This window comes from Aeromonas sp. 600276 (genome assembly GCF_049175815.1).
GTDB lineage: Bacteria > Pseudomonadota > Gammaproteobacteria > Enterobacterales > Aeromonadaceae > Aeromonas > Aeromonas dhakensis.
The window spans coordinates 1-25120 of sequence record NZ_JAAKVU010000008.1; the positions used below are offsets into that span (position 1 = coordinate 1).

Here is a 25120-nt window from a genome sequence, read left to right on the forward strand (position 1 = left end):
GAGAAGAAGTGCTCCTGCTTGCCCTCGACGGAGGTGCGGTACCACTTCAGGGTCACTTTCGGCAGCATCTCGCCGGAGGCCAGGGAGTTGTACATCAGCGGCACGGCTTTGTTCAGCGCAACGGTGAACTTGAACGGCTTGTGGACGCGCTGGCCAGCAGGCTGACCGGATTGCGGATCGGTCGGTACGGTGACGACGTGTTGGAACTCTTGCACCAGCATCTCGTCTTCGTGGCCCTGCACGAAGATGTTGCCGACGGAATCGGAAGTGAAGGCACCGGCGGTAATATTGCCCTGGGTTTTACCTTCGATGCTGATATAACATGGAGTTGGCATGAGTTTGCTCCTGATTGGTTGAACGGTAATGACACTCGACCGAACCAGTTAGCAGCGACCATGCCACTCTTTTTTATTAATATTTTTCAATGCATTAAGTGAAAATCAAGCAAGCTGGTCTGATGCGTGGCGCAAAAAGTTGCAACCAACAGGTTATTGCACCATAAATTCTTGCACATGCAGTGGAACATCTTGCCATCTACGCAACGAGTTGCTTGCCACAAACAGAATCACTGCTCCTCATCCACATTGGCCACCAGCGCCATCTCCACGTTCAACCTGACCATCCCCTGTTTCAATGCCCATGAGATGGCCTGGCTCTTGCTGCTGGCCCCCAGCTTGTTGACCACATTGTTCAGATGAAACGTCACGGTACGGGGCGTGATCCCGAGGATCTGGGCAATATCGCTCACCTGCTTGCCCTCCGCCGCCCAGCGACACACCTCCAGCTCCCGCAAACTCAGCGCATCGTGCGGTGACAGCCCCGCCAGACAGACCCGGGCCACCGCCTCAAAGATATGCATGGAGAGCCAGCTGATAAAGGGCACCGCAGAGAGCCATTGCTGGCTGGTACGAGCTGTACTGGTGATAAAGGAGAGCAGGCCGACATGACCGTTGGCACCGTGCCAGGGCAGGGTGATACCGTCGCGAATGCCGTACTCGCTGGCCAGCTGCATCACCTCCCGCCCCTGTTCATCACAACGCTCATCATCGTTCACCACATCGGCCCAGAGAATGGGCGTGCTTCTGGTCATGGCGCACTTGACGATGGGGTCGATGGCAAAGAAGCCGCTGCCGGTGTAGGTATCCACCCAAGCCTGTGGGCAACCGTTGAAGATGATGACGTCCGGACGCTGAATGGTACTGGGAAAGATCAGGGCCAAGCGAAAATAGTCGAATCCCATGCGGCCGCTCAGTTCGCGCAGCAGGGTCACGATGGCGCGCTCGTCAGCCGCCGTCTCGAACTGACCGATAAGCTCCAGCGCGTGCAGGGTATTCATTTCCGGGGTATGAGGATCATGCACAAGATAAGGTGGCCAAACATGGAAACATGCTGAATGTTAACAAGCGTCAATAGATGACACACCCCGGCACATAGGAAAATCAGAACTGCCCCACACTTTATGCTATCGAACCGTAATTTTTGTAATGAAATGCTACAGAAGAACAAGATTGTTCCACCAGCGACCAGTCATGACTCCTACGGATGTTAATCATTGCAACATTCGTCATGGCTGACCTCTCACCGGCGGACCAACAGTCCTCTACGCTTCCTGCATCAAGCTGCAGAAGGAGTCCAAGTTGTGGCGGATGAGTTAGCGAGACGAGATACCTACCGACCTGTGCGAATATCAGTGCCAACGGAGACGATCAAGACGCTGGTTGCCCGGTGATAGTCTCACAATGAACGCGAGCAAACAGGCAGGAAAATCGCAAGCGTCAGCCTTGGCCAACGGCCTGAAAAACGTGGATGAAGATGGCTTGCCCAATCAGAGGCAGAATGACAGCGGGAATTTGAATAGCAAAAAGGCCATCCTTTCGGATGGCCTTTTTGCTGAATAAATGGCGGAGGAGGTGGGATTTGAACCCACGGATGGTCGCCCATCGCCGGTTTTCAAGACCGGTGCATTCAGCCGCTCTGCCACCCCTCCGCGACAGTGCGGCGAATATTACCCATGGCGATCGCCCTTGTAAATCCCCTCACCGCTCGTTTGCCGATTTATTGGGCTAAATGACGTACAAAGCCGTCAATTTGAGCATAACCAGCGCTTTTTCAACCAGATAACTTGACTTGAAAACAGACTCACCCACTATAGTCAGCATCCCGAAATCCCCAGCAAGATGGACTTATGAAAATCAAACATGCCCTGCTTTGCGCCCTGACGGGTGCCACCCTGCTTGCGGCGCCGGTTCAGGCGAGCGAACTGACCAAGAGCGACGTGGAACAGATAGTGCGCGACTATCTGGTCAAAAACCCGGAGATCCTGGTCGAGATGTCAAACGCCCTGCGCGCCAAGCAGGAGAGCCAGCAGGCCGAGAGCGACAAGACCTTGATCAAGGCTCACGCCAAGCAGCTCTATAGCAATCAGGACCCGGAAACCGGCAATCCCAAGGGCAGTCTGACCGTGGTCGAATTCTTCGACTACAACTGCGGCTACTGCAAACGCGCCCACCCGCTGATCAAGCAGCTGCTGGCGGAAGACAAGGACATTCGCTACATCTACAAGCAGTTCCCGATCCTGAGCGAGACCTCCTACTTCGCCGCCCGCGCCGCACTGGCGGTACAGCTGGGTCAGCCCGACAAGTACCAGGCCTTCCACGAGAAGCTGTACGCCCATCAAGGCCCGCTGGCCGACGAGGCACAGGTGAAGCAGCTGGCGGAAGCAGCTGGCGTCAACTGGAGCAAGGTTGAAGCCAAGATCAAGGACGGCAGCATCGATCAGAATCTCGGCACCAACCGGGCGCTGGCCGAAGCCATGAGCATCTCTGGCACCCCGGCCTTCATCATCGGCGATCAGATCCTGCGCGGCGCCCCCCGTGATCTCGCCAGCTTGAAAGGCTTCATCAAGGATGTGCGCGCCGGCAAGAGCATTCAGTAATCCCGCTCAGGCACATAAAAAACGCCCCGGCATGCCGGGGCGTTTTGCTATTCAGGCTGCAAACCATCAGATCTGATGGGCCGTCGCGAGAGGCTGTCAGCAAGGCGAAGAGCTGCGCAGGGACCCGGGTTTATATGAATAAATGAGGTTCCCGAGCAGCGCATGACCCTTGATCACGGCTTCGCAGCAGGGCCATAACCGTTCGGGTTCTGGCTTTGCCAGCGCCAGGTATCCACCATCATCCGCTCCAGACCGCGCTCGGCCTGCCAGCCCAGCTCGGCACGAGCCTTGTGCGGCTCGGCCCAGCACTCGGCGATGTCGCCGGGGCGACGGGGCTTGATCTGGTAGGGAATGGTACGGCCGCTGGCCGCCTCGAACGCCTTGATCATCTCCAGCACCGAATAGCCCTGACCGGTACCCAGGTTGTAGGTAAAGACCCCGGTATCCGACGCGATGCGCGCCAGCGCTTTCAGGTGACCGATGGCGAGATCCACCACATGGATGTAATCGCGCACCCCGGTACCGTCCGGTGTCGGGTAGTCGTTGCCAAACACCCCCAGCTCCTTGAGCTTGCCCACCCCCACCTGACTGATATAGGGCAGCAGGTTGTTGGGAATACCGTTGGGATCTTCCCCGATAAGGCCGCTCTCGTGGGCGCCGACCGGGTTGAAGTAGCGCAGCAGCACGATGGCCCAGCGGGGATCGGATTTGGCGAGATCCCGCAGGATCTCCTCCACCATCAGCTTGGAGCGGCCATAAGGGTTGGTCGCGCTGGTGGGAAAATCTTCCCGCAGCGGTACCGAGGCCGGATCGCCGTAGACGGTGGCCGAGGAGCTGAATACCAGCCGGAACACGCCGGCTTTTGCCATCTCTTCACACAGCACCAGGGTGCCGGTGATGTTGTTCTGGTAATAGGTGAGCGGGATCTCGCTCGACTCGCCAACCGCCTTGAGCCCGGCGAAATGGATCACCGACTCGATCTGGTGATCGGCAAACAGCTGTTGCAGGCAAGTCCGATCCAGCACATCCCCTTCGACGAAGATGACCGGCTTACCGGTGATCCGCTCGACCCGCTTGAGAGACTCGGGGGAGGAGTTGGAGAGGTTGTCCAGCACCACGACCTGTTGCCCTGCGTTCAATAACTCAACCAGGGTGTGGGAGCCGATATAGCCGGCGCCCCCTGTGACCAGAATTGTCATTTTTTATCCCGCGTTCGACTGAAACTGGGATTGAGTCTACCCGCCTTGCTTCGTAGCGAAAAGAGCAGGGTGCCCATTACCTTTCCTCAATAGTCGACGCAAACATCCCCGCTGACGGTGCAGGAGCAGGCCAGTGCCACCCCACTCTCCAGATCCTGCGGGCTGAGAGTCATCACGCTCTGGCGCTCGATCTCGCCTTCCGTGGTACATCGGCAGGCGCCGCACACCCCGGCGCGGCAGGCTGCCATCATAGTCTCCCCCGCCCCCTCCAGCGCCGCCAGCAGGGTCTGCCCCGGCAGTATCTTCACCTTCTTGCCGCTCTTTTTGAGGGTCAGCCAGAAGTGGTCGCTGCCGGCCGCAACTGGCGCCACGTCCGATGTGGCTGCAGGCAGGCCGAACGACTCCTGGTGCAACTGCGCTGCCGGCAGGCCGAGCCCGGCCAGCATTTCGCTCACTGCCTCCATGTAAGGGGCTGGGCCGCACAGATAGACGTGGCGACTCAATAGATCCGGTGCCAATTCCCTCAGCATGTCCGGCGTGAGCCGGCCAACCCAGGGATAAGCCACCGGCGCCTCGTCCCCTACTTTCTCCAGCACTAACGCGTGGCGCACGCCGGCATGGGTCGCGGCCAGCGCAGCCAAGTCGTCTGCGAAGATCACATCCTCTAGCGAGCGGGCACTGTGAATAAAGCGGATATCGGCGTCCGGTCGCTTGGTCAGCTCGTCCCGCAGCATGGCCCACATGGGGGTGATGCCGGAACCGGCGCTCAAGAGCAGCGGCCGCTCGCAGGGCAAGGCCGTCAGGTTGAAGTCGCCGAAGGGGCCATCCACCCGGATCTCGTCCCCCACTTGCAGGGTTTGATGCAGATGGTGGGAGACCAGTCCTACATCCTTGATGGTGACCTGCCAGAAAGGATCCCGCGGGCTGGAGGAGAGGGTATAGGCACGGCAGTGGGGCTTGCCGTCAATCTCGGTGTGCAGCGTCACGCACTGGCCGGCCAGCACGGCGGGCAGGCTGCCCGTCTGCGGCACGAACTGCCAGCTCGCTACATCGTGGGTATCCGCCCGGCGGCCGATGCACCTGAGGGTGAGAGAGGTAGAGGTCATCGCAAGGCTCCTCTTGTTGAAAAATGTTGGAAAGGGGTTGTTAAAAAAAGGCGAGCCATCAGGCTCGCCAAAGGCTTACAACATGCTGAGCGTGTAAGGCTGTCTCTTTGTTCAGGCCGCCAGGATCTCGGCGAGATCGGCTTCGGCCGTAGTGGTACCCTTGAGGCCAAACTGCTCCTCCAGCACCTTGAGCAGAGCCGGGGTGAGGAAGGCCGGGGCGGTCGGGCCGGTGCGGATGTCCTTCACGCCCAGCGCCAGCAGGGTGAGCAGAATGACGATGGCTTTTTGCTCGAACCAGGAGAGCACCAGGGTCAGCGGCAGATCGTTGACGCCGCACTCGAACGCTTCGGAGAGCGCCAGCGCCAGCTGGATGGCAGAGTAGGCATCATTGCACTGACCCACGTCCAGCAGACGGGGAATGCCGCCGATGTCGCCGAAATCGAGCTTGTTGAACTTGTACTTGCCACAACCCAGGGTCAGTAGCAGGCTGTCCTGCGGGATCGCCTTGGCAAACTCGGTGTAGTAGGCGCGCTCGGCACGGTCACCGTCACAGCCACCGACCAGGAAGAAGTGGCTGATTTCGCCGGCCTTGACCTTGTCGATCACCGCCGGAGCCGCCTGCATCAGGGCGTTGCGGGCAAAGCCGATGGTGATGAAGTGCTCCAGCTCAACGTGCTTGAAGCCTTCCAGCGCTTGCGCCTTGGCAACGACGGCGGAGAAATCTTCCCCTTCCAGATGGGTCACGCCCGGCCAGCCGACGATGGAGCGGGTGAAGATGCGATCCGAGTAGTTGCCCACGTTCGGGTCGATGATGCAGTTGGAGGTCATCACCACGGCGCCCGGGAAGTTGGCAAACTCCTTCTGCTGGTTCTGCCAGGCGGAGCCGTAGTTGCCCACCAGGTGCGGGTACTGCTTGAAGAAGGGGTAGGCCAGCGCCGGCAGCATCTCGCCATGGGTGTAGACCTTGATGTCGGTGCCCTTGGTCTGCTCCAGGATGAGCTTGAGATCCACCATGTCATGACCGGAGACCAGAATGCACTTGCCCGGTACCGGAGTAACGCGTACCTGGGTCGGCTCGGGGTGGCCGAAGGCGGTGGTTTCACCGAGATCCAGCATCTCCATGATCTTGAAGTTGAGCAGGCCAATGTCCATGGCGCACTTGAACAGCGGATCCAGATCGCTCGGATCCGTACCGAGCCAGCTCATGATGCGGTGGAATTCGGCGGCTACCTCGCTGTCTTGCTGATCCAGCACCCGGGCGTGCTCCATGTAGGCGGCAGCGCCCTTGAGGCCGTAGAGACAGAGCAGGCGCAGCCCCATGATGTCTTCGTTGACCTCGTTCTTGCCGCGGTTGACCGCGGTCTGCGGTGCCTGGGCCAGCTGTTCCAGCAGCTCGCTACCCGGCTCGAAGCGGGCCGCGGCGGGCAGATCGTCAACATTCACGGCCAGCGGTGCCAGCTTGGCAGCCAGCTGCTGGCGATAGGCCAGCGCCTGGTTGACATAGGCCACGATGCGGGCGGAATCGAAGTTGACGTTGGTGAGGGTGGCGAAGAAGGCCTTGGGCACGAAGGCGTCGATCTCGCTGTCGACGATGCCGTGCTCGCGGGCGGCCAGCGCCCAGGCGCTCAGCCCCTGCAGGGTATAGATCAGCACATCCTGCAGATCAGAAGTTTCAGCCGTCTTGCCGCACATACCTTGTGCATAGGCGCAGCCGTTGCCTGCCGGGGTACGAATTGTCTGTTCACATTGCACACAAAACATCATGCCTCTCCTAATTGGACATTTCAGTTGTTTGTTTTGTGGCGATTCTATTCCCCTCGTGGAAAACTTAATAGGCATTCTATTTGCCAATTCAATGTTCATTGATGCAGATCAAAAACAAAAAAAGCCGCCCAAACAGGGCGGCAAGCGGGTGGATAAAAGGAGAGACAACTCAGGTTTGCAACAGAACACGGTAATGGAACGGGTCGGGCTAGCGTCTGGTCAGATAGCACCTGCCCTTGACTTCATCAAGCCGGCATACTTCGTATGCATCCGGCTTGGTTAACTATCAGGCCAAGTAAGCGCGCAGCATCCAGACCAGTTTCTCCTGCTGCTGCACATAGTCGGAGAGAATGGACGCAGTCCCTTCATCACCGGCATCGGCGGCCTGCCCCAGGATGCGGCGCTGGGCCACCAGCAGTTCGCGGAAACTCTCCAGCAGGGATTCGACGCAGGCACGACCGTCGTGCAGCCCCTTCTGCTCGGCAATGGCGGAAACGTTCAGGTAGTCGCTGAAGCTGTGCAGCGGCACGCCATCCAGGGTCAGGATGCGCTCGGCCAGAGCATCGACCTTCAGCAACAGGTCGTTGTAAATCTCTTCAAACTTCAGGTGCAGCTCGAAGAACTGGTGGCCGCGAATGTTCCAGTGGAAGCCGCGGACGTTCATGTAAAGGATCTGGTAGCTGGCCAGCAACTTGTTCAGTTCGGCAGCCAGCGCTTGTGATTGAACGGTATCAAGACCAATCGGACTCTTCATGTTTCACCTCCAGATTTGACGACCTGGTCATCTTAGAACCCATCAGACTCGAAAGGTAATCGTTAAGACCTAACTGATTGATAGCGAGTGACTATCGTCCACGTTACCGACCGGGCGAGGCGAACTCATTCAGGCTGCCGCTCGATGTAGAGGATCACCTCCCCCAGCTGGATGCCGAACTTGCTGATGGCGGCCCGGTTGATCAAACGATCCTGGTCGATCAGGTACATCCAGTCATCGAAACTCACCCGCACCACGCTGCCGTCAGGCAGCGCCAGATCGAGCTGATAGCGCCAGTTGAGGGCAAAGCCGGCCGTCTTGCCTACCGCCTCCCCCACCACGTCGGCGGCCGTGCCGCGCCAGTGGCCATCAGCCCCCTTGCTCAAAAACCAGGTGCGGGTCTGCTGGCGGCCGTCGTCAAAGTAGAACTGCTCGAACAGCTCTCCCTTGCCCCCCTGCCAGCGCCCGTGCATCTCCACCCGAAAACGACTGGTCACCTCGCCTCTGCGATCGGTCACCAGACCGTGCGCCGTCAGCTTGCCATCGAAGAAGCGGGCGAGATCCCACTCGGGACCCCGATCGCGATACTCCTCCAGACTGCTGCCACAGCCGGCCAGCAGCAGAAGAGGCAATAACAGCAGGTAGCGCCAGATGCAGATGTATTTCATGAATCCCTTTTGCATCAGAACTCTCCTCGCAGGCTACGGGTAAGCGCCGGATCACGGCTCCCTTCTGCCAGCCAGATGGCGAGGAAGGCCGCCGAAAACTGCGGATCGGCGAGGGTGCCGAGCGGCTTGTCTCGCCACCAGAAATGGCCCGCGCCCCCCTTGTCGACATAGAAGGTAAGCCGGTCACCCGCCTGGACATCGGGCCAGAGTGCGGCGAGCCGGCCAAGCCACTCCTGGCGCTGTTGCGGGCTGCCAAGCCCCAGTCGCTGCCACTCGGCGGCGGTGGCGCTCAAGAGATCTTGCCGTTCGATGGCTCTGGCGTAGGTGAGGCTGAGCGCCTGAGGATAGTGACCCGGCCGATAGCGGCCGTTCTCGCTGTAGAGGGTGGCGTCATAGAGCTTGAACCAGAGCCAGCTCATCTCGCCGCGCCCGACCGGGTGCAGCTGCTGCCAGGGGGTGATCGGGGCTTGCCCGGTCTGGGCGAAAGGGGTCAGCGGTAGGCTCAAGCCTGCCAGCAGCAGGCTAATTCCACCCCATGTGCCAATGGGCAGGATCTTCGAGTTCATGCCAGTCCATCTCCTGTTCCAGCAGCGTGTTGATGTCCTGCATCACCACCTGCTGCAGCTGCCCCTGCGCATCGCGCTGACAGGCCACCACCAGATAGAAACGCTCGGTCAGCTCGTGCTGGCTCTCTTTGGTCCACTTGGAAAACAACAAGGTGTCGGTCGAAAAGGTGTTCATCTCGCTTCACCCTCCAGCTTGACCGTTACCCACAGGAGTACGGGTAACCACCACATCCAGATCACCGCCAGCAGTGCCGCACTGATCCCGATGCCCCAGGGTAAGTGTACTGCCCCCATGGCGGCGCCCGCCACATAGGAGGAGGCCCCCCCAACCATGCCGAACAGCCCCTGCTGCCAGCGCGGCAAGGGCCGCAGCCAGCGCAGACCGTGAGAGAGAGTCAGGGCAAAGCCGCACCAGAGCAGCACCAGCCAGAGCGGAAAACCGGCGTTGAAATCAAACAGCCCGAGCTGCCAGAGCAGGGCATCGAGCAGGCTGCCGGCCAGGGCAACCGGGATGAGCCGCCAGTCGTGCCAGCGGCGCGGAGAGCAGAGAAAATGAAGCAGTAGCATTGCCAGCAGCGGGCCCGGCTGCTGCCACTTCACCGCCAGCAACCAGTAGAGGTTGAACCCCAGCAGATGGGCCCACTGCCACATGATCAGCGACCGCCGACGGGCAGATCCCCACTCCAGCCGAGTGGGCCCGGTTTGGCCGCTTCCAGCTGCACCAGGCTGATGGTGCGCTCCCAGAAGCCCCCTTCACAGTAGGCGAAATAGAAGTGCCACAAGCGGATGAAGTCCTGGCTGTAGCCAAGAGCGGGCAGCTCGGGCGCCAGCACCAGGAAGCGCTCGCACCAATCAGCCAGCGTGCGGGCATAGTGGTGGCCGTGATCGTGCAGCCGCACCAGCTGCATGTCGGTCTCCCGCGCCAGCAGCCCCGCCATCTGGGAGACGCTTGGCAGGCAGCCGCCGGGGAAGATGTAACGCTGGATGAAATCAACCCCGCGCAGGTACTGGGCATGGCGTTGATCGGCAATGGTGATGGCCTGGATGAGCAGGCGGCCACCGGGTTTGAGCAGCCGCGACAACTGGCGGAAATAGTCCGGCAGGAAGGCGTGGCCCACCGCCTCGATCATCTCGATGGAGACCAGCTTGTCGTAAGTACCCTCCAGCTTGCGGTAGTCCTCCAGCAGCAGGGTGATGCGATCCCCCAGCCCCTCCCTCGCGATCCACTCCTTGGCATAGTCGTGCTGGGCCCGGGAGATGGTGGTAGTGGTCACCCGGCAGCCGTAGTGGCGGGCGGCATAGACGGCGAGGCCGCCCCAACCGGTGCCGATCTCCAGCAGATGATCGTCTGGCCCCAGTGCCAGCCGCTCGCAGATGGTGCGCAGTTTGGCTTGCTGTCCCTCTTCGAGAGTGGCCTCGGCATGGGGATAGATGGCGCTCGAGTACTGCATATGGCTATCGAGAAAGCCCTCATAGAGGCTGTTGCCAAGATCGTAGTGGGCGGCGATGTTGGAGCGCGACCCGGTCAGGGTATTGCGGTTAAGCCAGTGACGCACCTTGTTGAACGGGAAGCTGAGCCAGCCGAGGCGCCGCTCCAGACTGTCGAGCAGCGCCAGGTTGCGGGCCAGCAGCCGCACCAGCGCCACCGGATCCGGGCTGCTCCAGAGCCCCTCCACCCAGGTTTCCCCGGCGGCGATGCTGCCCCCCAGCAGCAGGCGGCGATAGAAGGCCGGATCCTGCACCACCAGCTCGGCGTGCAGGTCGGTGCCCGCCACGCCAAAACTGTGACGCTCGCCGCCATCCCACAGCAGCAGCTGGCCGTGTTCGAGGCGCCCCAGCAGATTGAGCAGCAGTTGCCTGGCCCCCTTGTCGATGAAAGAGGCAGAGAGGGTTGATTGCACAAGTTCCATTAGCGGCTCTCCGGATGGGTGAAAATGGGAGTTCGTTTGATAAAAAGACGCAGGGCCTGCCAGTAGATCCCGAGCAGCACCTTCATGGTCATCCAGGGCCAGCGGACCAGCAGGGCCGCCAGCCCCTTGCGCGACAGCGGCGCCCGGCGCAGCGCCAGGGTGGCGTCAAACAGCTTGGCTTCACCGGATACGGGGTGGCTCTCGATGTGGATCAGTGTCTCCTGCGCGGGCGGGCGAATGCGCCAGTGGTAGCGCATCGCCAGCCCCATGAAGGGGGAGACGTGAAAATCCTTGTCGTGGGGGGCCAGCGCCGCCAGATCCAGCAGGTAGCAGTGACGCTCGTTCCAGGGGGTGTTGGAGACCTCCGCCAGCAAATAGCGCGCCTCTCCCTGCCGGTAGCAGAAGTAGAAGTTGACCGGGCTGAAGTAGAAACCGAGGCAACGCACGTTGCCAAGCAGCAGCACCCGCCCCTCGGGTTCGGCATCGCCACCCAGTTCGCTCACCTTCTGCCACACCGCCTGCTTGAGCGGCCCCTCGCTGCCGCGCAGGTAGTCGTCACGGCGAAACGAGAGCAGCCCTGCCCGCTCCACCCCGAACCAGCGCCCGCGTTCAAGTTGTGGCAGCTCGTCGAGATCCAGCCCCAGCATGAAGAGGCTGTAGGAGAAGGCATGGGCGCGCGGTGCGAAGCGGCGATGGCGCACCGACCCCTGCCAGATGGCACTGAGGGTGCCGGTCATGGCCTCGGCAGTCGCCTCCTGGCCTGCCAGGACTGCATCGTTCATAGCTCGGCCCCGAAGCGTCTGGCTACGTCCAGGGCGCTGCGCACCCCGTCTTCGTGAAAGCCGTTGTACCAGTAGGCGCCGCAGAAGTGGGTGTGCTGCTGGCCGCAGATCTCGGCCCGCCGCTGCTGGGCGGCGATGGAGGCCTGATTGAACACCGGATGGTGATAGACGAAGCGGCGCAGCACCTTGCTCTCGTCCACCTTGCCCTCGGGATTGAGGCTGACGCAGAAGGGCTCTGGCGAGCTCACCCCCTGCAGGATGTTCATGTTGTAGCTCACCAGCGGCCGCGCCCCGTCATCCCCCCCCAGCAGATAGTTCCAGCTGGCCCATGCCTTGCGGCGTACCGGCAGGCAGCGCACATCGGTGTGCAGCCAGACGTCGTTGGCCTGATAGGGCATGGCGCCGAGAATGGCCTGCTCCCGCTCGCCCGGGTCCGTCAGCAGCGCCAGCGCCTGATCGCTGTGACAGGCGAGGATCACCTCGTCAAACCGCTCCTCGCCATGGCGGCTCTGGATCAGTACCCCGTCCGCCTGACGCCGGATCCCCTGCACCGGGCAGGCCAGGCGTATGTGTGCCTGCCAACCCGCCGTCAGCGGGCCTATGTATTCCCGCGAGCCACCCGGGATCACATACCACTGGGGGCGATTGGCCACCTCAAGCAAGCCGTGGTTGTCAAAAAAGCGCAGAAAGAAGCTCAAGGGGAAGGCGCGCATATCGGCCAGCGTCGATGACCAGATCGCCGCCCCCATCGGCAGGATATAGTGACGGGCAAAGTAGTCGCTGAACTCCCCCACCTGCAGAAAATCCCCCAGGGTCAGCTCGAGGCCTTCCCCCTGCTGTTGTCCATCCACCAACCAGGCCCGCGCCTCCCGGTTGAAGCGCAGGATCTCGGCGACAAAGCCGTAGAAGCGCGGACTCAGCAGGTTGCTGCGCTGGGCGAACAGGGTGTCCAGGTTGTGGCCGTTGTACTCCAGCCCCTGCGGGCTTTTCACCGAGAAGCTCATCTCGGCCGGCTGGCGCGCCACCCCGATCCGTTCCAGCAACTTGAGGAAGTTGGGGTAGGTGCGATCGTTGAAGACAATGAAGCCGGTGTCGATGGCATAGTGGCGCCCCGCCTGCTCCACATCGACCGTGGCGGTGTGGCCACCCAGGGTCGGCGCCGCCTCGAACAGGGTGATGTCGTGCAGCTTGTGGAGCAGGAAACCGGCGGTCAGGCCTGAAATGCCGGAGCCGACGATGGCGATCTTTTTCTTCATGAAGGGCGTCCTTTCGATACGAGTGCGCGGCCAAGGCGCAGCCAGAGCCCCGTCGGCAGCGCACCGAGCAGGCGCAGCAACCAGATGAAACGGCGGGGAAAGTGGATCTGGTGACGACCGGCGGTGAGCCCGTCCATGATGGCGCGGGAAGCCTCCTCCACCGTCACCAGGCAGGGCATGGGAAAATCATTTTTGGCGGTGAGCGGGGTCTGGACAAAGCCGGGCCGGATCAGGGTCACCCCAATCCCTTTGCCGACCAAATCGAGGCGCAGGGTATCCGCCAGATAGTCGAGGGCCGCCTTGGAGGCGCCATAGGCTTCGGCCCTGGGCAGCGGCAGCCAGCTCACCGAGGAGCTGACGATGGCAAGGCGCCCGCCCGCCCCCAGCAGCGGCAAGAAGGCGGCCAGGGCGTGGCCGGTGGCAACGAGGTTGGTTTCGATGACCCGGGCAAACAGGGCGCCGTCAAACCCCTCGTTCAGCGCCATGTACTCGCAGTTGCCGGCATTGAGGATCACCAGGTCAACCCGCGGCAAGCCGGCGGCCGCCTCGCTCACGGCGTTTGCATCGCGCCCGTCAAACTGCAGCGGCGTGATGCCGTGGCGCCCCAGTGCCAGCAGCCGCTCACCATCGCGCCCGCAACCCCACACCTGCCAGCCTGCGCGCCGATAATCGAGCGCCAGCTGAAAGCCGATGCCGGAGGTGGCGCCAGTGATCAGCACCCGGCCGCTCATGCGCCCAGCCTCATCTTGATGGTGCGCACCACGGCCCCAAGCAGCGGCAAGTGCTCGTAGAGCATAGCGCCAAGGTCAAAGTAGTCGCGATGCAGGCACACCTTGCCCGTCTCGTCGAACTCGAGGCGGGTGGCCCCCTCCACCGTCACCGGGGCGCCGCCGCGCAGCCTGGGATGGGAGAAGGTCATGGTCCAGCCGAGCCAGGCCTGGCGCCCCTGTTGCAGCTGGCTGGTGATGACGAAACGGCAGTAGGCGAGGCGCTGATAGAGGGCGGCAAAATAGTCGGTGAGCGCCGCCAGCCCCTCGATGCGGTGAGCAGGATCGGTAAAGACCACCTCGTTTGCGTAGACCTCGGGCAAACGGTGCAACTCATCTCGGTTTAGCTGCTGATAGAGGGCCACAAAGCGGGCCAGCGACTCATCCATGCTATTTCTCCAGGGCGCGAAACATCTCGATGGCTCTCACCCGGGCAACGGCGTGGTCCACCATGGGGGCCGGATAATCGTGTCGCCCCTTGAGCCGCAACCAGTCGTGGGGCTGGTGCAGATAGGCGGCAGGCAGATCAGCCAGCTCAGAGACCCAGGTACGAATGAACTCCCCTTGCGGATCAAATCGTTGCCCCTGGGTGGTGGGGTTGAAGACCCGGAAATAGGGCGCCGCATCGGCGCCGGTGCCCGCCGCCCACTGCCAGCCGCCGTTGTTGGCCGCCAGATCGCCGTCGATCAGTCGGCTCATGAAATAATCCTCCCCGAGCCGCCAGTGGATATGGAGATCCTTGGTGAGAAAGCTCGCCACTATCATCCGCAGCCGGTTGTGCATCCAGCCGGTGGCGTTGAGACAGCGCATCGCCGCATCGACGATGGGGTAGCCGGTACGTCCCTCGCACCAGGCGGCAAAGGCGTCCGGGTCCCAGCTCCACGGCAGGGCCGATGTCTCCGGTTTGAAGGGCCGATTCATGGAAAGGGTCGGGATCAGCACCAGCAGGTGGCGATAGAACTCGCGCCAGATGAGCTCATTGAGCCAGACAAAGCCGGGCTGGGCCTTGGACTGGGGCCGGTAGCCAAGCCGCTGCTGCAGCGCCGCCACGCACTGGCGCGGGCTGATGATGCCGGCCGCCAGATAGGGGGAGAGCACCGAGGTACCCGCGATGGCAGGGAAATCGCGGGTCTCGCCATAGTCGAGCACCGCCTGCTCCAGAAAGTCATTCAGACGGCGGCTGGCCTCGGCCTCCCCCACCGGCCAACGGGGGTCTGCCGTCAGCTCGCCAAGAGCGGCATCGACGAAGTCCCGCTCGGCCAACGGCTGCCACGGCAGCGGCTCGCCACGAGCAGTGGGCGCGCGATGAATGACGAAACCATCCTCGTCGAGGGCCTTGAGCCAGGCACGGCTGAAGGGGGTGAAAACCTTGAACATCTCGCCAGAGCCGGTCAGCACCCGCCCCGGCGGCAATACGCAGCAGCCGTTGAACCAGTGACAACCAATCCCCTGTTCTGCCAGCGCGGTAGTGACGGCCTGATCCCGGCGCAGCTCGTCGATCTCGATGGCCTGATTGGCGTAGAGCTGGGTTACCCCCAGCTCGCGGCAAAGATCTGCCAGCACCGCCGGCACCTCGGCAAAAGTCTCCACTCGCAGCAGATGCAGCGGGATGCCGAGCGCCGCCAGCTCGCGGCCCAGCGCATCGACCTGAGCCAGCACAAAGCGCTGACGGACCGGGGCCAGCTTGTGCTGCCGCCACTGGGTAGGGGAGAGGATAAAGAGCGCGGCGACCGGTTCATCATTGGCGCAACCGTGACGCAAGGCCGGGTTGTCGGCCAGGCGCAGATCATTGCGAAACCAGACCAGCTTCATGATTTTTTCCTCCCGCGTCCGCCGGCACCAACCGCTGCTGGCATGTCTGCCATCGCCTCGGCAAGGCCCGCCAGCCAGCCATGGGCTTGCAGCCACTCGCCATCGTAGAGGCGCCCCAGCTCACCAAAGAAGCGGGTACCGGCGGGCCAGCCGGCGGTCAGATCCGGCTTGCCAAGGCCGGCTCCCAGCAGCACCAACCAGGGGGTAACTGCACGCCCCTCCAGCAGGCTGGCATGGCGCGGCTCCACCGCCCCCAGCAGCTGCACCTCATGGCCCTGACCGATCAGCTCGTAGGCGGCCCAGACCAGGTCGAGCGGGCCGACCTGTCCCCAGCTCGCCAGGGTGACCGGCACGCCCTTCTCCTGCTCGATGAGGTGGCGGGCGAAGCGGGTATGCAGCCAGCCGAGCCACACCTGTTGCAACAGTTCGCCATCGGGCCGCTCGCGCCACAGCCCGAGCAGCCGTTCCACCAAGGGTTGCAGTACCCGGCTGCGCACCAGTTCGAACGGGTAGCTCGCCAGCAGGTCGTTGAGTTCGGCCTCGGCCTTGCGCTGATTGAAGGCAAGAAGCGCCTGACTGAACTGCTCCAGGGTCTGCTGCCAGTGATCGCTCACCGGCTGGGCCTGGGGTTCGCTCAGGAGCCCCTTCACCTGCCCGATGCTCACTCCCCGCTCCAGCCAACTCAGGATCTCGCCGATCTGGCGAATGTCCTGCTCGCTGTAGAGGCGGTGGCCCTTGTCGGTGCGGGCCGGCTGCACCAGACCGTAGCGGCGCTGCCAGGCGCGCAGGGTCACGGCGTTGACGCCGGTGAGGCGGGAGACCTCGCGAATGGGGTAGATCCCCTCCTCCGGCGAAGGAGAAGCGGCGTGCGGTAAATCAGACATAACGGCATCCAGCAAAGGTTGAGGGAGAGGCCCCGGCCATCCGCCGGGGCCTGCACAGAATATTCAGAGCCCGTAGCGCAGTTTCAGCGTGTCGGGGTGCGGATTGAGGTACACCTGCTTGGCGAGATAGGGATTGGGGTACTCGCGCAGGTAGTGGCGGATCAGGGTGAGCGGCACCAGCAGCGGAAAGACGCCGGTACGGTACTTGTCGATGGTGTCGCACAGTTCCTGCTTCTGGGCCGGGGTCAGCACCCGCTTGAAGTAGCCCTGCAGGTGCATCAGCACATTGGTGTGACTGCGCCGGTTGGCCCGCAGGGTCAGCGCCGCCATCAGCCCCTTGATGTAGTTGTCGGCCACCTGCTGCAGGTCGGCCCTGGCCAGGTTGCCGAGCAGCTTGCCGAGCGCACGGTAGTGGGTGGTGGCGTGGGAGAGCACCAGGTACTTGTAGCGAGAGTGGAAGCGGATCAGCGCAGAGGCGGTGATGCCGCGCGCGCAGAGCTGCTGCCAGTCGTGGTAGGCGAAGACCCGCAGCACGAAGTTTTCCCGCAGGATGGGATCGCACAGGCGGCCATCCTCTTCGACCGGCAGCAGGGGATTGGCCTCCATCAGCGCCTTGGCAAACAGGCCGACCCCCTCCTTGGCACTCCCCTCGTTGTTGGCGCCATAGATCCGCACCCGCTCCATGCCGCAGCTGGGGGATTTGGCGCAGAGGATGTAGCCGGAGATAAAGTCGAGCTGGCGCGCCTTCTGCTCGCTGAAGGCGATGAGCTGGTCGGTGACGTCGAAGCTGCCGTTGCTCGCCTCGGCGCGGATCTCGCCGTGGCGCTTCACCAGCCGGATGGCAGCGCGGGGCGCGCCGAGGCCAATAGCCATCTCGGGACAGACGGGGTGATAGTCAAAGTGGGCACCGAGATCCCGCTCGCAGAAACTGGAACGCTTGTGACCCCCGTCGAACCGAACCTCCTGTCCCAGCAGGCAGGCGCTGATACCAACCTTGATCTTGTACATATCATCACTCCTTGTATAAGTCTGAATCAGTTATAGCAGTTATACAAAAAAACGGAAGTTGTATAACTATTGCGGACTGATACGGCGCAAGGGTGAAGGGTGGATCAACCGGAAATGAAAAAACCCATGACCGAAGTCATGGGTAAAAATGAAGACACTACAGGAAGGATGATTAGAAGCTGTACTTCACACCCAGGCTGGTGATGGAACCCTGTTGCAGATCCCACTTGCGATAGGTGTAGTCGGCGGTGAGGGCCAGGTTCTGGCTCACCTTGTAGGCAGCGCCCACTTTGAAATCGTGCATGTCGTCGGTCATGTTGGCGTAGCGGTAAGCGGTGGAGAGCTCGACGGCACCGATGTCGTAGCGCAGGCCGGCCTCACCGTACATGCTGCCGCTGTTCTTGCGGGTGATGACGTCCCAGCCGCTGTCTTTGACGTTGGCAGCCACCTGACGCTCCATGGTGTAGCCCATCAGGCCCGCTTCCCCATACAGGTTCAGACCTGTGCTGAGCGGGGTGTAGACACCCAGACCCAGGCTGGAGATGCCCATGCTGTCGTTGCCATCGTTGCGGGAGGTGTACTCGCTGCCCAGACGACCGTAGAAGTTGGAACCGAAGCTCTTGGAGAGATCCAGGTTCAGACCGCCGAAGTCGCGGTTGTTGCTATCTTTGCCGCCAATGTAGTCGGACTTGGTGTGCGCCCAGGTCAGACCGCCTTTGGCGTAGCTGAAGGCATCCTCAGCCAGAGCGGAAGTAGAAGCGAAACCGGCCAGAACCAGAACAGAAAGTGCAACTTTTTTCATTTTGATGACTCCATCGTTGAGCTAGTTGAGACCTAGCTGGAATGGGGTCATTGTGCAGAGGACGGGGAGAAATGCCGAGCGGCAAGCTGTTGCCAAACCATGTCAGATGTAAGCAACTGTTGCTGGCGGTTACCGGGTTAACAATCAAGACAGGCTCCGCGAAGGAGCCTGTTGCATGAGGGATCAGCGAAACTCCACTTCCTCAATCTCGACCCGCACCAGGGGTTTTCCGGTGAGGCCGGCCGGGCGCGGCACTTCCAGCACCATGGAGGGGCGCTGCTGGCCCTTGCGCAGATAGGACTCCGGCAGACGGTTCTCGCCGACCCAGAAGCGGGCCTCCTGCTTGACCAGCTGGGCCCCCTGCTCGCTGAACAGGGTGATGCTGCCGCGCACCCGCACCACGTTGCGGGTGCCGGTGTTGCTCACCATGAATTGCAGTTGCAGGGGATCCGAACCTTCCAGCTTGGCGAGCTTGACGCCGATCCCGTCCTTGACGGCCTGGGCCAGCAGATCCGGGTTGTTCATCGCCTGCTCGGTCAGCACCGGCACGGCCACCGTGCCCTGCACCGCGCTGCCGTCGGCGGCGGGCTTGAGCAGCAGGTATTCCCAGGTGAAGTCATCGTTGAGCTGCACTTGGCGACCATCCGGCAGGGTCACCTGGGTGAGCGGGGCGGCCTGTGCCAGCAGGGGCGACAAGCAGAGGGCAACCAGCAGACGGGACAAGGGTTTCATAGGGTGGTGACTCGCGTCGATGGAAAAGGGCGTCAGTATAAAGAGTCCGCCGCACCTTGCCTATGACCGCACTCACGTTCCTGCCCTCGGTTGCCTAGACCACCAGCTCCTGCCGCTCCTCCGCCGGCATCATGTCCAGGGTCACCAGATCGAACGCCGTGCTCTTGAGGGCGGTGAGGATATCCGGCTGCAGATCGAACGCCCGGGCCCGCAACCGGGCCGGCAGCCGTACCCGGGCCAGGGTGGTGGCCCGATCGCCCAGGGTATGGAAAAACACCTGTGCCTCCTCCAGCCCCATGTCGGCCAGCATCTGCTCCGCCATGTCCACCATCCGCAGATGACGGCGATCCACCAGCTCGGGATCGGAGAAGCGGTGGCTCAGGCAGCCATGGGCGCTCTTGCCCCAGCGTCCCAGCTGACGTTTGTTGAAGCCGTAGCGAAAGTCCCTGTGGGTCATGCCCTGTTTGGCGAACAGCCAGAGGGTGTTGTCCGGCAGGCTGCCGAAGCGGCGCAGATACTCCCGCAGCTCCTCGACCGGCGCCGGCAGCAGCATGGGCAGGTGGCTCCAGTCGGTTTCCAGCGCGGTGAGGTGACAGATGTAACGCACCGGGTCGATCACCTCGTTGAGGTGGCGCAGGTGATCGCAGAAGATCATCTCATCGGTCTTGATGACCCGCTGCTCGATGCCGTAGCGCTGGCAGTAACGTTTGGCGCGGGCCACTTCCTTGCGGCTGCGGGTCGGGCTGTCCAGGGTGATGGCGCGGATCCGGATACCGCTGGCGCGGCACAGATCCATGCTGTAGCAGGACTCCAGTCGACCGGAGAAGGAGACCGCCAGTTCGCCGTAGCCAGCCAGGGTCTCGATAAGCGACTGCTCCCTGGTCTGAAAGGTCTGATCGTATCCTCGATTCAGCACAACGATATTGGCATCCATAACAACGGCACCGGATGATGAATTGGGCGCCATTGTGCAGCAATAATCCTGAATAAACCCTTAAAGAATGCGGATAAACTAGAATTTAATGATTATTTCATACCAATTATCATCATATTCATCCAGTTGCGTGTCATAAATCCGCAGTTTCGCCTGATGAACCTGGTGCATGCGCAGAAAACCCTCGGCCTGCTCGAGGGAGGCGAACGTCAGCCTGCCCCCCTCACTGTCGGTGAGGCACTGCATCTCCCCATCCACCTCGACACAGAGCTGATAACCGCTGCCATCCAGACAGGCGATCAGCAGCCCCGCATCCGGATAGTGACTGAGCCAATTGCGAAACCTGCCGTGTTCCATAACTTACCCCGCGTTCCCGCCCGCTCAGGCCGGCAGGTAACCCTGTGCCACCAGCTGCTGGCGACAACTGTATGCATCGGTAAACACCAGGCCGCCGATCCCCTGCGTCTGTGCAGCGGCCACGTTGGCCGGGCTGTCATCGATGAACAGACACTGCTCGGCCCGCAGATCGAACGACACCAGCAGATAGCGGTAGATATCCGGCTCCGGCTTCATCATCCGTACCCTTGCCGACACCACCTTGCCGCTGAAGAAGCGCCAGAAATCCTGATGTTGCTCCAGCCAGTCGATGCTGGCATGGCCCATGTTGGAGAGTGCATAGAGGGTGTGCCCCTCCCCGTGCAGTGCCTCTATCAGGCTCAGCATAGCGGGATCCGGCACAAGGGATGGCGGCACCGCCTGCAAAATGGCCAGATTCTCCGCCGTCGACAGGCCGGTTCGCGCCTGCGCCTGACGGGCCATGGTGTGCAGCGACAGGGTCCCCCGATCCACTTCCAGCCAGTCGCCATGGTTGAACAGTTGCTCCGCCAGCTGCTCCGCCCCGTGCGGCCCCCGTACCGAGCGCACGATACCGACCGGATCCCAGCTCACCACCACTCGTCCCAGATCGAAAATAATCGCCATTCTCACCTCCAGCTCTCTGCATCATTGCGACGGCAAGCGGGTCCATCCGACACGCATCTGCCCCCGCCGGCTCACGCCCCTACCCTGCCCCGTTCGCCACCCACGGGCAAGTTTTACTTGCATCGCACGGTCAAATCCCTTAATGCTTATGGCGTTACCTCAAGGACACACTCATGCACGCACCATTCTTTTTTGCTTTCTCGTTTATCCGGCCCTCATGAGGGAAGGCCAGTCGTCACGTGAAGCACTCGCGTAAACAGAAAGCAAAGACGAATCGAGCCTCCCCTAGCGGAGGTTTTTTTTTGCAGCCACCACAATCGATTACTTGGATAGGGAACCATCATGGCAACGCTCGACGAGATCAGACAAGACATCACCCAGTTGGATCAGGAGCTGCTCGCCCTGCTGGCCAAACGCAAGACCCTCAGCATCGAGGTCGCCCGCGCCAAGCAGGCCAACCCGCGCCCGATCCGCGATCCCCAGCGCGAGCAGGATCTGCTGGTCGCCCTGATCCAGAAAGGGCGCGGACTGGGGCTGGATGCCCAGTACATCACCCGCATCTATCACACCATCATCGAAGACTCGGTGCTCTCCCAACAGGCCTATCTGCAGAGCCTGCTCAACCCGGAGCAGCAGGAGCCGATGACCAGCGTCGCCTATCTGGGGCCGCGCGGTTCCTATTCCAGCCTCGCCGCCCGCAAGTACCTGGCCCGCTACAAGGATCAGGTGATCGAGGTGAACTGCCAGAATTTCCGCGAGGTGCTGGATGCTGTGGAGTCGGGCCGTGCCGCCTTCGGCGTGCTGCCCATAGAGAACACCAGCTCGGGCTCCATCAACGAGGTGTACGACGTGATGCAGCACACCAGCCTCTCCATCGTAGGTGAGCTCACCTACCCCATCGAGCACTGCATCCTCACCGCCGTGCCCACCGAGCTGTCCCGCATCAAGACCTTCTACGCCCACCCGCAGGTGTTCCAGCAGTGCTCCCATTACCTCAGCAAGCTGGAAGGGGCGCGCCACGAGATCTGCGACTCCTCCTCCAGCGCCATGATGAAGGTGAAGGAACTGGCAAGCCCGGAGGCGGCGGCCATCGGCAGCGCGGCCGGCGGCGAGCTGTATGGGCTGGACGTGCTGGCCGAACAGCTGGCCAACCAGAAGGAGAACTACAGCCGCTTCATCGTGGTGGCGCGCAAGCCCATCGATGTGGCGCCGCAGATCCCGGCCAAGACCACCCTCATCATGTCCACCTCCCAGAAGCCGGGCTCGCTGGTGGAGGCACTGCTGGTGCTGCGCAACAACGAGATCAACATGACCAAGCTGGAATCCCGGCCGGTGCAGGGCAACCCGTGGGAGGAGATGTTCTACCTGGATGTCTCCGCCAACCTCAACACCCCGTCCATGCAGGCCGCGCTGATGGAGCTGACCAAGATCACCCGCTACATCAAGGTGCTGGGCTGCTACCCGAGCGAAGACGTCAAGCCGACCACAGTGCCGCCGGTGCTGATGGGCGGCTGATCCACCAAGGTTGGGCCGGCCTGGGTATCAGCCGGCCGACACCGCCCATGAAAAAGGCGACCCTGCGGGGTCGCCTTTTTGTCGTCCATTCGCTGCGGGCACGCCGTCAGAACTGGCCTGCCATCAGCTGGTTGATGTTGTAGAGGGCGCGAGTATCGAGCTCCATCTCGGTGGCATAGGTGTTGCCGCGGGGATAGGAGGCCACCACCCTGGCGCCGCGTACCATGCCCGCCACCGACACGTCCAGCGAGTTGGAGGTCTGGGTCAGGTCCTTGTAGCTGCTCTGGCCACGCACCTGCTGGCCGTTGAGCTGCTCGGCCAGCTCGCGGTAGGCGTCCATCTTGGAGGCGCGGATGGCCTGCAGCATCTTCTCGGACTGGGAGGGGCCGGGCTGGATGTCGATCACCGCGTAGCCGACCGCCTTGAGTACCGGGAAGTCATCCGGCTTGTTGTTGCCGCCGTAGTTGACCACCCGATTGCCGCCGCTGCACGCCGTCAGCAGCAGGGCCAGCAGGCATCCGAACAGGATTCTCATTGCGTCTACTCCTTTCAGGGCGTCAGGTTGACCAGATGGCCGCCGGGACGCGCCTGGCTGTCACGCATCAGGTAACCGCGGTTGATCGAGGCCCGGCCAAACGAATTGTTGGCACCGAACAGGTATTTCTGCGGGATCATGCTCTGGGCCGTGGTCTCCACCATCTTGGTCCGCAGGTCGATGATGCGGGCGTTGACCAGGATCCCCTTATTGTTGCGGCTGAAGGTGCCGACCAGGATGCGGGAGATGGGCAACCGGGGGGAGAGATCCTTGTAGTTGCGGCTCAGCACGAAATCCCCCTGCGGGGTGACCTTGATGCTGCCGGTCAGCTTGAAGTCCACCACCACCTCGCCACGCCGGTTGAGCTCGTAGATGAAACTCTCCTCGATCTGCTGGCCCATCCAGTTGGTGTCCTGCAGGGTATCGAGATCGACGAAGGAGGCGACCGCGATGGGCTCGGTCAGGGTAGTGAGCGACTTGCGCTCCATCAGCTGATCGGTCATGCGAGCCACCAGCCAGTTGAGTTCCATCCCCTGCGCCGCCTGACGCGGATCACCCAGATCCCGGTTGATGGGGTCGGTGCCGCAACCGGCCAATGCCAGAGCGAGCGCCAACGCCGTGATGAGTTTGTTCATGGATACCTTTCCTGTATCTGCACCTGATTTGTTATCGGTTCGACCGGCCAAAGCTTGAGCCGGGAATGAGGCATGGATCTTGCTAAATATTCGCGGTGTGCTGTGCAACCGGCACGGCTCTGTGATCTGTATCGGCCGGCGACCTCACTTCGACAGGGGGTGAATCGCGCCGACCCGCATATTCAAGGTGTTTGTCATGAAATTACCGCTGCTGTTAACCCTGCTGCTGGCCAGTCTGTCGGCCCGGGCCGAGATCATCGAGGCGCAGGGCAGTGCCGCCATCCTGGGCGGGGACGAGGTCTACGCCCGCGAGCAGGCGACCCGCGATGCCCTGCGGCAGGCGCTGCTGGCGAGCGGCGCCGCCGTCTCCAGCATCCAGCGCCTGGAAAACGGCAGCCTGCGCTCCGAGCAGATCCAGATCCGCTCCGGCGGCGACATTCGCCAGTACCGGCTCAAGCGGGAAGAGGTGCGCAACGGTCGCATGTACATCACAGTGATGGCCGACATCCAGGCCGAGCGCCAGATCTGCCAGACCCAGCACTACGCCAAGGATTTGACGCTGGTGCGGCTGCGGCTGCGCTACCCCGAGCAGGCGAGTTACGGCGCCCTCGACGACATGCCCGCCAACCTGTCACGCCGCATGTTCGAGGCACTGGCCAGCGCACCGCAAGGGGTAGCCGTGCGCCAGTGGCTGGACGAAAACCTGCGCATCGACCCGCTCCACCTGCAGCAGGGGGATCGCAGCGCCCTCGAGGAGATCAAGGCGCTCAGCCTGCGCACCGACAGCCAGTACCTAGTGCTCGGCAGCATCGACGATCTCTCCATCGAGCCGCAGGGCAACCAGCTGACCAGCTGGTATGAAGATCCCATCCGCAACTTTCGCATGCAGCTCTATCTGTTCGACGGCATCAACGGCAGCCTGCTCGGCCGCAAGGAGTATCAGGGCCGGGCCAACTGGACCTTCGCCAAGCGGGATCAGGTGGGCAGCAGCAGCGGCCAGTTCTGGCAGTCGAGCTATGGCCAGGAGGTCAACTACCAGTTGCAGGAGGCGGTGCAGGATCTGGTGGCCCAGCTCAGCTGCGCCCCGGTCACCGCCCGGGTGGTCAGCCAGAACGAGCGCGGCCCCTACATCAATCTCGGCCGCCGCAACGGCGTCCGGCTCGGGGATCAGTTCCGCATCCAGCACGATGCCGATTTCATCGACCCCTACGGCAAGGCACGCATGCTGCGCAACCCGGCCGACGGCCTGTTCGAAGTGGTGCAGGTATTCGAGGATGGCGCCATCATCAGCAGCCAGAACAAATATTCGCCGTTTAACATCCAGATCGGCGATCTGGCAGTATTGGAATAAGAATCAAGGGTTTAAAAGGGAGCCGCTTCTTGTATAATGCCGGCCACAAGGTTCCCGTAGCTCAGCAGGATAGAGCGGTCCCCTCCTAAGGGACAGGCCACTGGTTCGACTCCAGTCGGGAACGCCATACAAAACAAGGGGTTGGCATCATCATGATGCCAACCCCTTGCTCGTTTTTGGCCAAGGCCGCCGTTCGGCCGATGGCGGGTGCGTCAGCCGCCCGC

General features: G+C 62.0%; 29 protein-coding genes, 2 tRNA genes and 1 other annotated feature. Of the genes, 5 read left to right on the top strand and 26 right to left on the bottom strand.

All coding sequences use genetic code 11. The annotated features are described in order from the left end of the window. Together hcp1 and G5134_RS09705 are read right to left on the bottom strand one after the other, a co-directional pair. On the bottom strand, positions 1–335 hold a 335-nt coding region (gene hcp1, locus G5134_RS09700), incomplete at its 3' end, for a type VI secretion system effector Hcp1 (protein WP_108573430.1). A 230-nt stretch (positions 336–565) separates the two neighbouring features. Beyond that, entirely contained in the window at positions 566–1336 is a 771-nt protein-coding gene (locus G5134_RS09705; RefSeq protein WP_041203757.1) for a LuxR family transcriptional regulator, read from the bottom strand. Between the two features lie 403 nt (positions 1337–1739). Between G5134_RS09705 and G5134_RS09710 the strand changes: the two genes are divergently transcribed. After that, positions 1740–1898 carry a hypothetical protein gene (locus tag G5134_RS09710; RefSeq protein ID WP_231939775.1) on the top strand — a complete coding sequence of 53 codons (159 nt, stop codon included), beginning with the start codon at positions 1740–1742 and terminating at the stop codon, positions 1896–1898. 1 nt (position 1899) lies between these two features. On the opposite strand, the gene G5134_RS09715 is transcribed toward G5134_RS09710, so the two are convergent. Continuing rightward, a tRNA-Ser gene (locus G5134_RS09715) sits at positions 1900–1987 on the bottom strand. A gap of 198 nt (positions 1988–2185) precedes the next feature. Between G5134_RS09715 and G5134_RS09720 the strand changes: the two genes are divergently transcribed. Then, positions 2186–2935 carry a DsbA family protein gene (locus G5134_RS09720; RefSeq protein ID WP_005303647.1) on the top strand — a complete coding sequence of 250 codons (750 nt, stop codon included), beginning with the start codon at positions 2186–2188 and terminating at the stop codon, positions 2933–2935. A 173-nt stretch (positions 2936–3108) separates the two neighbouring features. Here G5134_RS09720 and galE read toward each other — a convergent pair whose 3' ends face one another. From galE to G5134_RS09825, 21 genes are all read right to left on the bottom strand, one after another. After that, the gene (gene galE, locus G5134_RS09725) at positions 3109–4134 is read right to left on the bottom strand and encodes a UDP-glucose 4-epimerase GalE (RefSeq protein WP_065017514.1); all 1026 of its coding nucleotides are present in this window, start codon (positions 4132–4134) and stop codon (positions 3109–3111) included. Positions 4135–4220: 86 nt separating this feature from the next. Beyond that, the gene (locus G5134_RS09730) at positions 4221–5240 is read right to left on the bottom strand and encodes a hybrid-cluster NAD(P)-dependent oxidoreductase (protein ID WP_065017513.1); all 1020 of its coding nucleotides are present in this window, start codon (positions 5238–5240) and stop codon (positions 4221–4223) included. 111 nt (positions 5241–5351) lie between these two features. Continuing rightward, complete coding sequence (gene hcp / locus G5134_RS09735) at positions 5352–7001, bottom strand: hydroxylamine reductase (RefSeq protein WP_065017516.1); 1650 nt, start codon at positions 6999–7001, stop codon at positions 5352–5354. A 289-nt stretch (positions 7002–7290) separates the two neighbouring features. Next, positions 7291–7758: a Dps family protein gene (locus G5134_RS09740; protein WP_065017511.1), complete on the bottom strand. Its 468-nt coding sequence runs from the start codon at positions 7756–7758 to the stop codon at positions 7291–7293. 125 nt (positions 7759–7883) lie between these two features. Then, entirely contained in the window at positions 7884–8441 is a 558-nt protein-coding gene (locus G5134_RS09745) for a DUF3833 domain-containing protein (protein ID WP_065017510.1), read from the bottom strand. Next, positions 8441–8932: a chalcone isomerase family protein gene (locus G5134_RS09750; protein WP_082970007.1), complete on the bottom strand. Its 492-nt coding sequence runs from the start codon at positions 8930–8932 to the stop codon at positions 8441–8443. The genes G5134_RS09745 and G5134_RS09750 overlap by 1 nt, the downstream gene beginning before the upstream one ends. Positions 8933–8948: 16 nt before the next feature. After that, a complete protein-coding gene (locus G5134_RS09755; protein ID WP_005303669.1) occupies positions 8949–9167 on the bottom strand; it encodes a TIGR02450 family Trp-rich protein in 219 nt (72 codons plus the stop codon). After that, positions 9164–9643: a DUF2878 domain-containing protein gene (locus G5134_RS09760; RefSeq protein ID WP_017783556.1), complete on the bottom strand. Its 480-nt coding sequence runs from the start codon at positions 9641–9643 to the stop codon at positions 9164–9166. The genes G5134_RS09755 and G5134_RS09760 overlap by 4 nt, the downstream gene beginning before the upstream one ends. Before the next feature lie 2 nt (positions 9644–9645). Continuing rightward, positions 9646–10902 carry an SAM-dependent methyltransferase gene (locus tag G5134_RS09765; RefSeq protein WP_065017508.1) on the bottom strand — a complete coding sequence of 419 codons (1257 nt, stop codon included), beginning with the start codon at positions 10900–10902 and terminating at the stop codon, positions 9646–9648. After that, complete coding sequence (locus G5134_RS09770) at positions 10902–11684, bottom strand: DUF1365 domain-containing protein (protein ID WP_024942988.1); 783 nt, start codon at positions 11682–11684, stop codon at positions 10902–10904. Before G5134_RS09770 ends, G5134_RS09765 begins: the two co-directional genes overlap by 1 nt. Next, entirely contained in the window at positions 11681–12940 is a 1260-nt protein-coding gene (locus tag G5134_RS09775; protein WP_024942987.1) for an NAD(P)/FAD-dependent oxidoreductase, read from the bottom strand. The genes G5134_RS09770 and G5134_RS09775 overlap by 4 nt, the downstream gene beginning before the upstream one ends. Continuing rightward, positions 12937–13671, bottom strand: coding sequence for an SDR family NAD(P)-dependent oxidoreductase (locus G5134_RS09780; RefSeq protein WP_065017507.1), 735 nt, complete (start codon positions 13669–13671; stop codon positions 12937–12939). The genes G5134_RS09775 and G5134_RS09780 overlap by 4 nt, the downstream gene beginning before the upstream one ends. Next, on the bottom strand, positions 13668–14096 hold the full coding sequence (locus tag G5134_RS09785; protein WP_065017506.1) for a nuclear transport factor 2 family protein: 429 nt from the start codon (positions 14094–14096) through the stop codon (positions 13668–13670). Before G5134_RS09785 ends, G5134_RS09780 begins: the two co-directional genes overlap by 4 nt. A gap of 1 nt (position 14097) precedes the next feature. After that, positions 14098–15519, bottom strand: coding sequence for a deoxyribodipyrimidine photo-lyase (gene phrB, locus G5134_RS09790; RefSeq protein ID WP_065017505.1), 1422 nt, complete (start codon positions 15517–15519; stop codon positions 14098–14100). After that, on the bottom strand, positions 15516–16403 hold the full coding sequence (locus G5134_RS09795; protein WP_065017504.1) for a MerR family transcriptional regulator: 888 nt from the start codon (positions 16401–16403) through the stop codon (positions 15516–15518). Before G5134_RS09795 ends, phrB begins: the two co-directional genes overlap by 4 nt. A gap of 63 nt (positions 16404–16466) precedes the next feature. Then, positions 16467–17411, bottom strand: a complete 945-nt coding sequence (locus G5134_RS09800; protein WP_421231985.1) for a YbgA family protein — start codon at positions 17409–17411, stop codon at positions 16467–16469. Between the two features lie 172 nt (positions 17412–17583). Continuing rightward, a complete protein-coding gene (locus G5134_RS09805) occupies positions 17584–18213 on the bottom strand; it encodes an outer membrane beta-barrel protein (protein WP_005303698.1) in 630 nt (209 codons plus the stop codon). 183 nt (positions 18214–18396) lie between these two features. Further along, positions 18397–18945: a DUF3157 family protein gene (locus G5134_RS09810; protein ID WP_010634841.1), complete on the bottom strand. Its 549-nt coding sequence runs from the start codon at positions 18943–18945 to the stop codon at positions 18397–18399. 94 nt (positions 18946–19039) lie between these two features. Further along, the gene (locus G5134_RS09815; protein WP_017784403.1) at positions 19040–19912 is read right to left on the bottom strand and encodes a hypothetical protein; all 873 of its coding nucleotides are present in this window, start codon (positions 19910–19912) and stop codon (positions 19040–19042) included. A gap of 45 nt (positions 19913–19957) precedes the next feature. After that, entirely contained in the window at positions 19958–20236 is a 279-nt protein-coding gene (locus G5134_RS09820) for a DUF6482 family protein (protein ID WP_005303707.1), read from the bottom strand. 24 nt (positions 20237–20260) lie between these two features. Continuing rightward, entirely contained in the window at positions 20261–20860 is a 600-nt protein-coding gene (locus tag G5134_RS09825) for an HAD family hydrolase (RefSeq protein ID WP_005303711.1), read from the bottom strand. Positions 20861–21029: 169 nt separating this feature from the next. After that, positions 21030–21164, top strand: a sequence feature (Phe leader region). Positions 21165–21202: 38 nt separating this feature from the next. Between G5134_RS09825 and pheA the strand changes: the two genes are divergently transcribed. Beyond that, entirely contained in the window at positions 21203–22375 is a 1173-nt protein-coding gene (gene pheA, locus G5134_RS09830; protein ID WP_017763932.1) for a prephenate dehydratase, read from the top strand. Positions 22376–22481: 106 nt separating this feature from the next. Here pheA and G5134_RS09835 read toward each other — a convergent pair whose 3' ends face one another. Both G5134_RS09835 and G5134_RS09840 read right to left on the bottom strand, forming a co-directional pair. Continuing rightward, a complete protein-coding gene (locus G5134_RS09835) occupies positions 22482–22910 on the bottom strand; it encodes an LPP20 family lipoprotein (protein ID WP_005303718.1) in 429 nt (142 codons plus the stop codon). A gap of 14 nt (positions 22911–22924) precedes the next feature. Next, positions 22925–23545: a FlgO family outer membrane protein gene (locus G5134_RS09840; protein WP_065017503.1), complete on the bottom strand. Its 621-nt coding sequence runs from the start codon at positions 23543–23545 to the stop codon at positions 22925–22927. A gap of 196 nt (positions 23546–23741) precedes the next feature. On the opposite strand from G5134_RS09840, the gene G5134_RS09845 reads away from it, so the two are divergent. Together G5134_RS09845 and G5134_RS09850 are read left to right on the top strand one after the other, a co-directional pair. Beyond that, the gene (locus tag G5134_RS09845; protein WP_010634842.1) at positions 23742–24896 is read left to right on the top strand and encodes a flagellar assembly protein FlgT; all 1155 of its coding nucleotides are present in this window, start codon (positions 23742–23744) and stop codon (positions 24894–24896) included. A 50-nt stretch (positions 24897–24946) separates the two neighbouring features. Next, positions 24947–25023, top strand: a tRNA-Arg gene (locus G5134_RS09850). Positions 25024–25120: the final 97 nt, after the last annotated feature.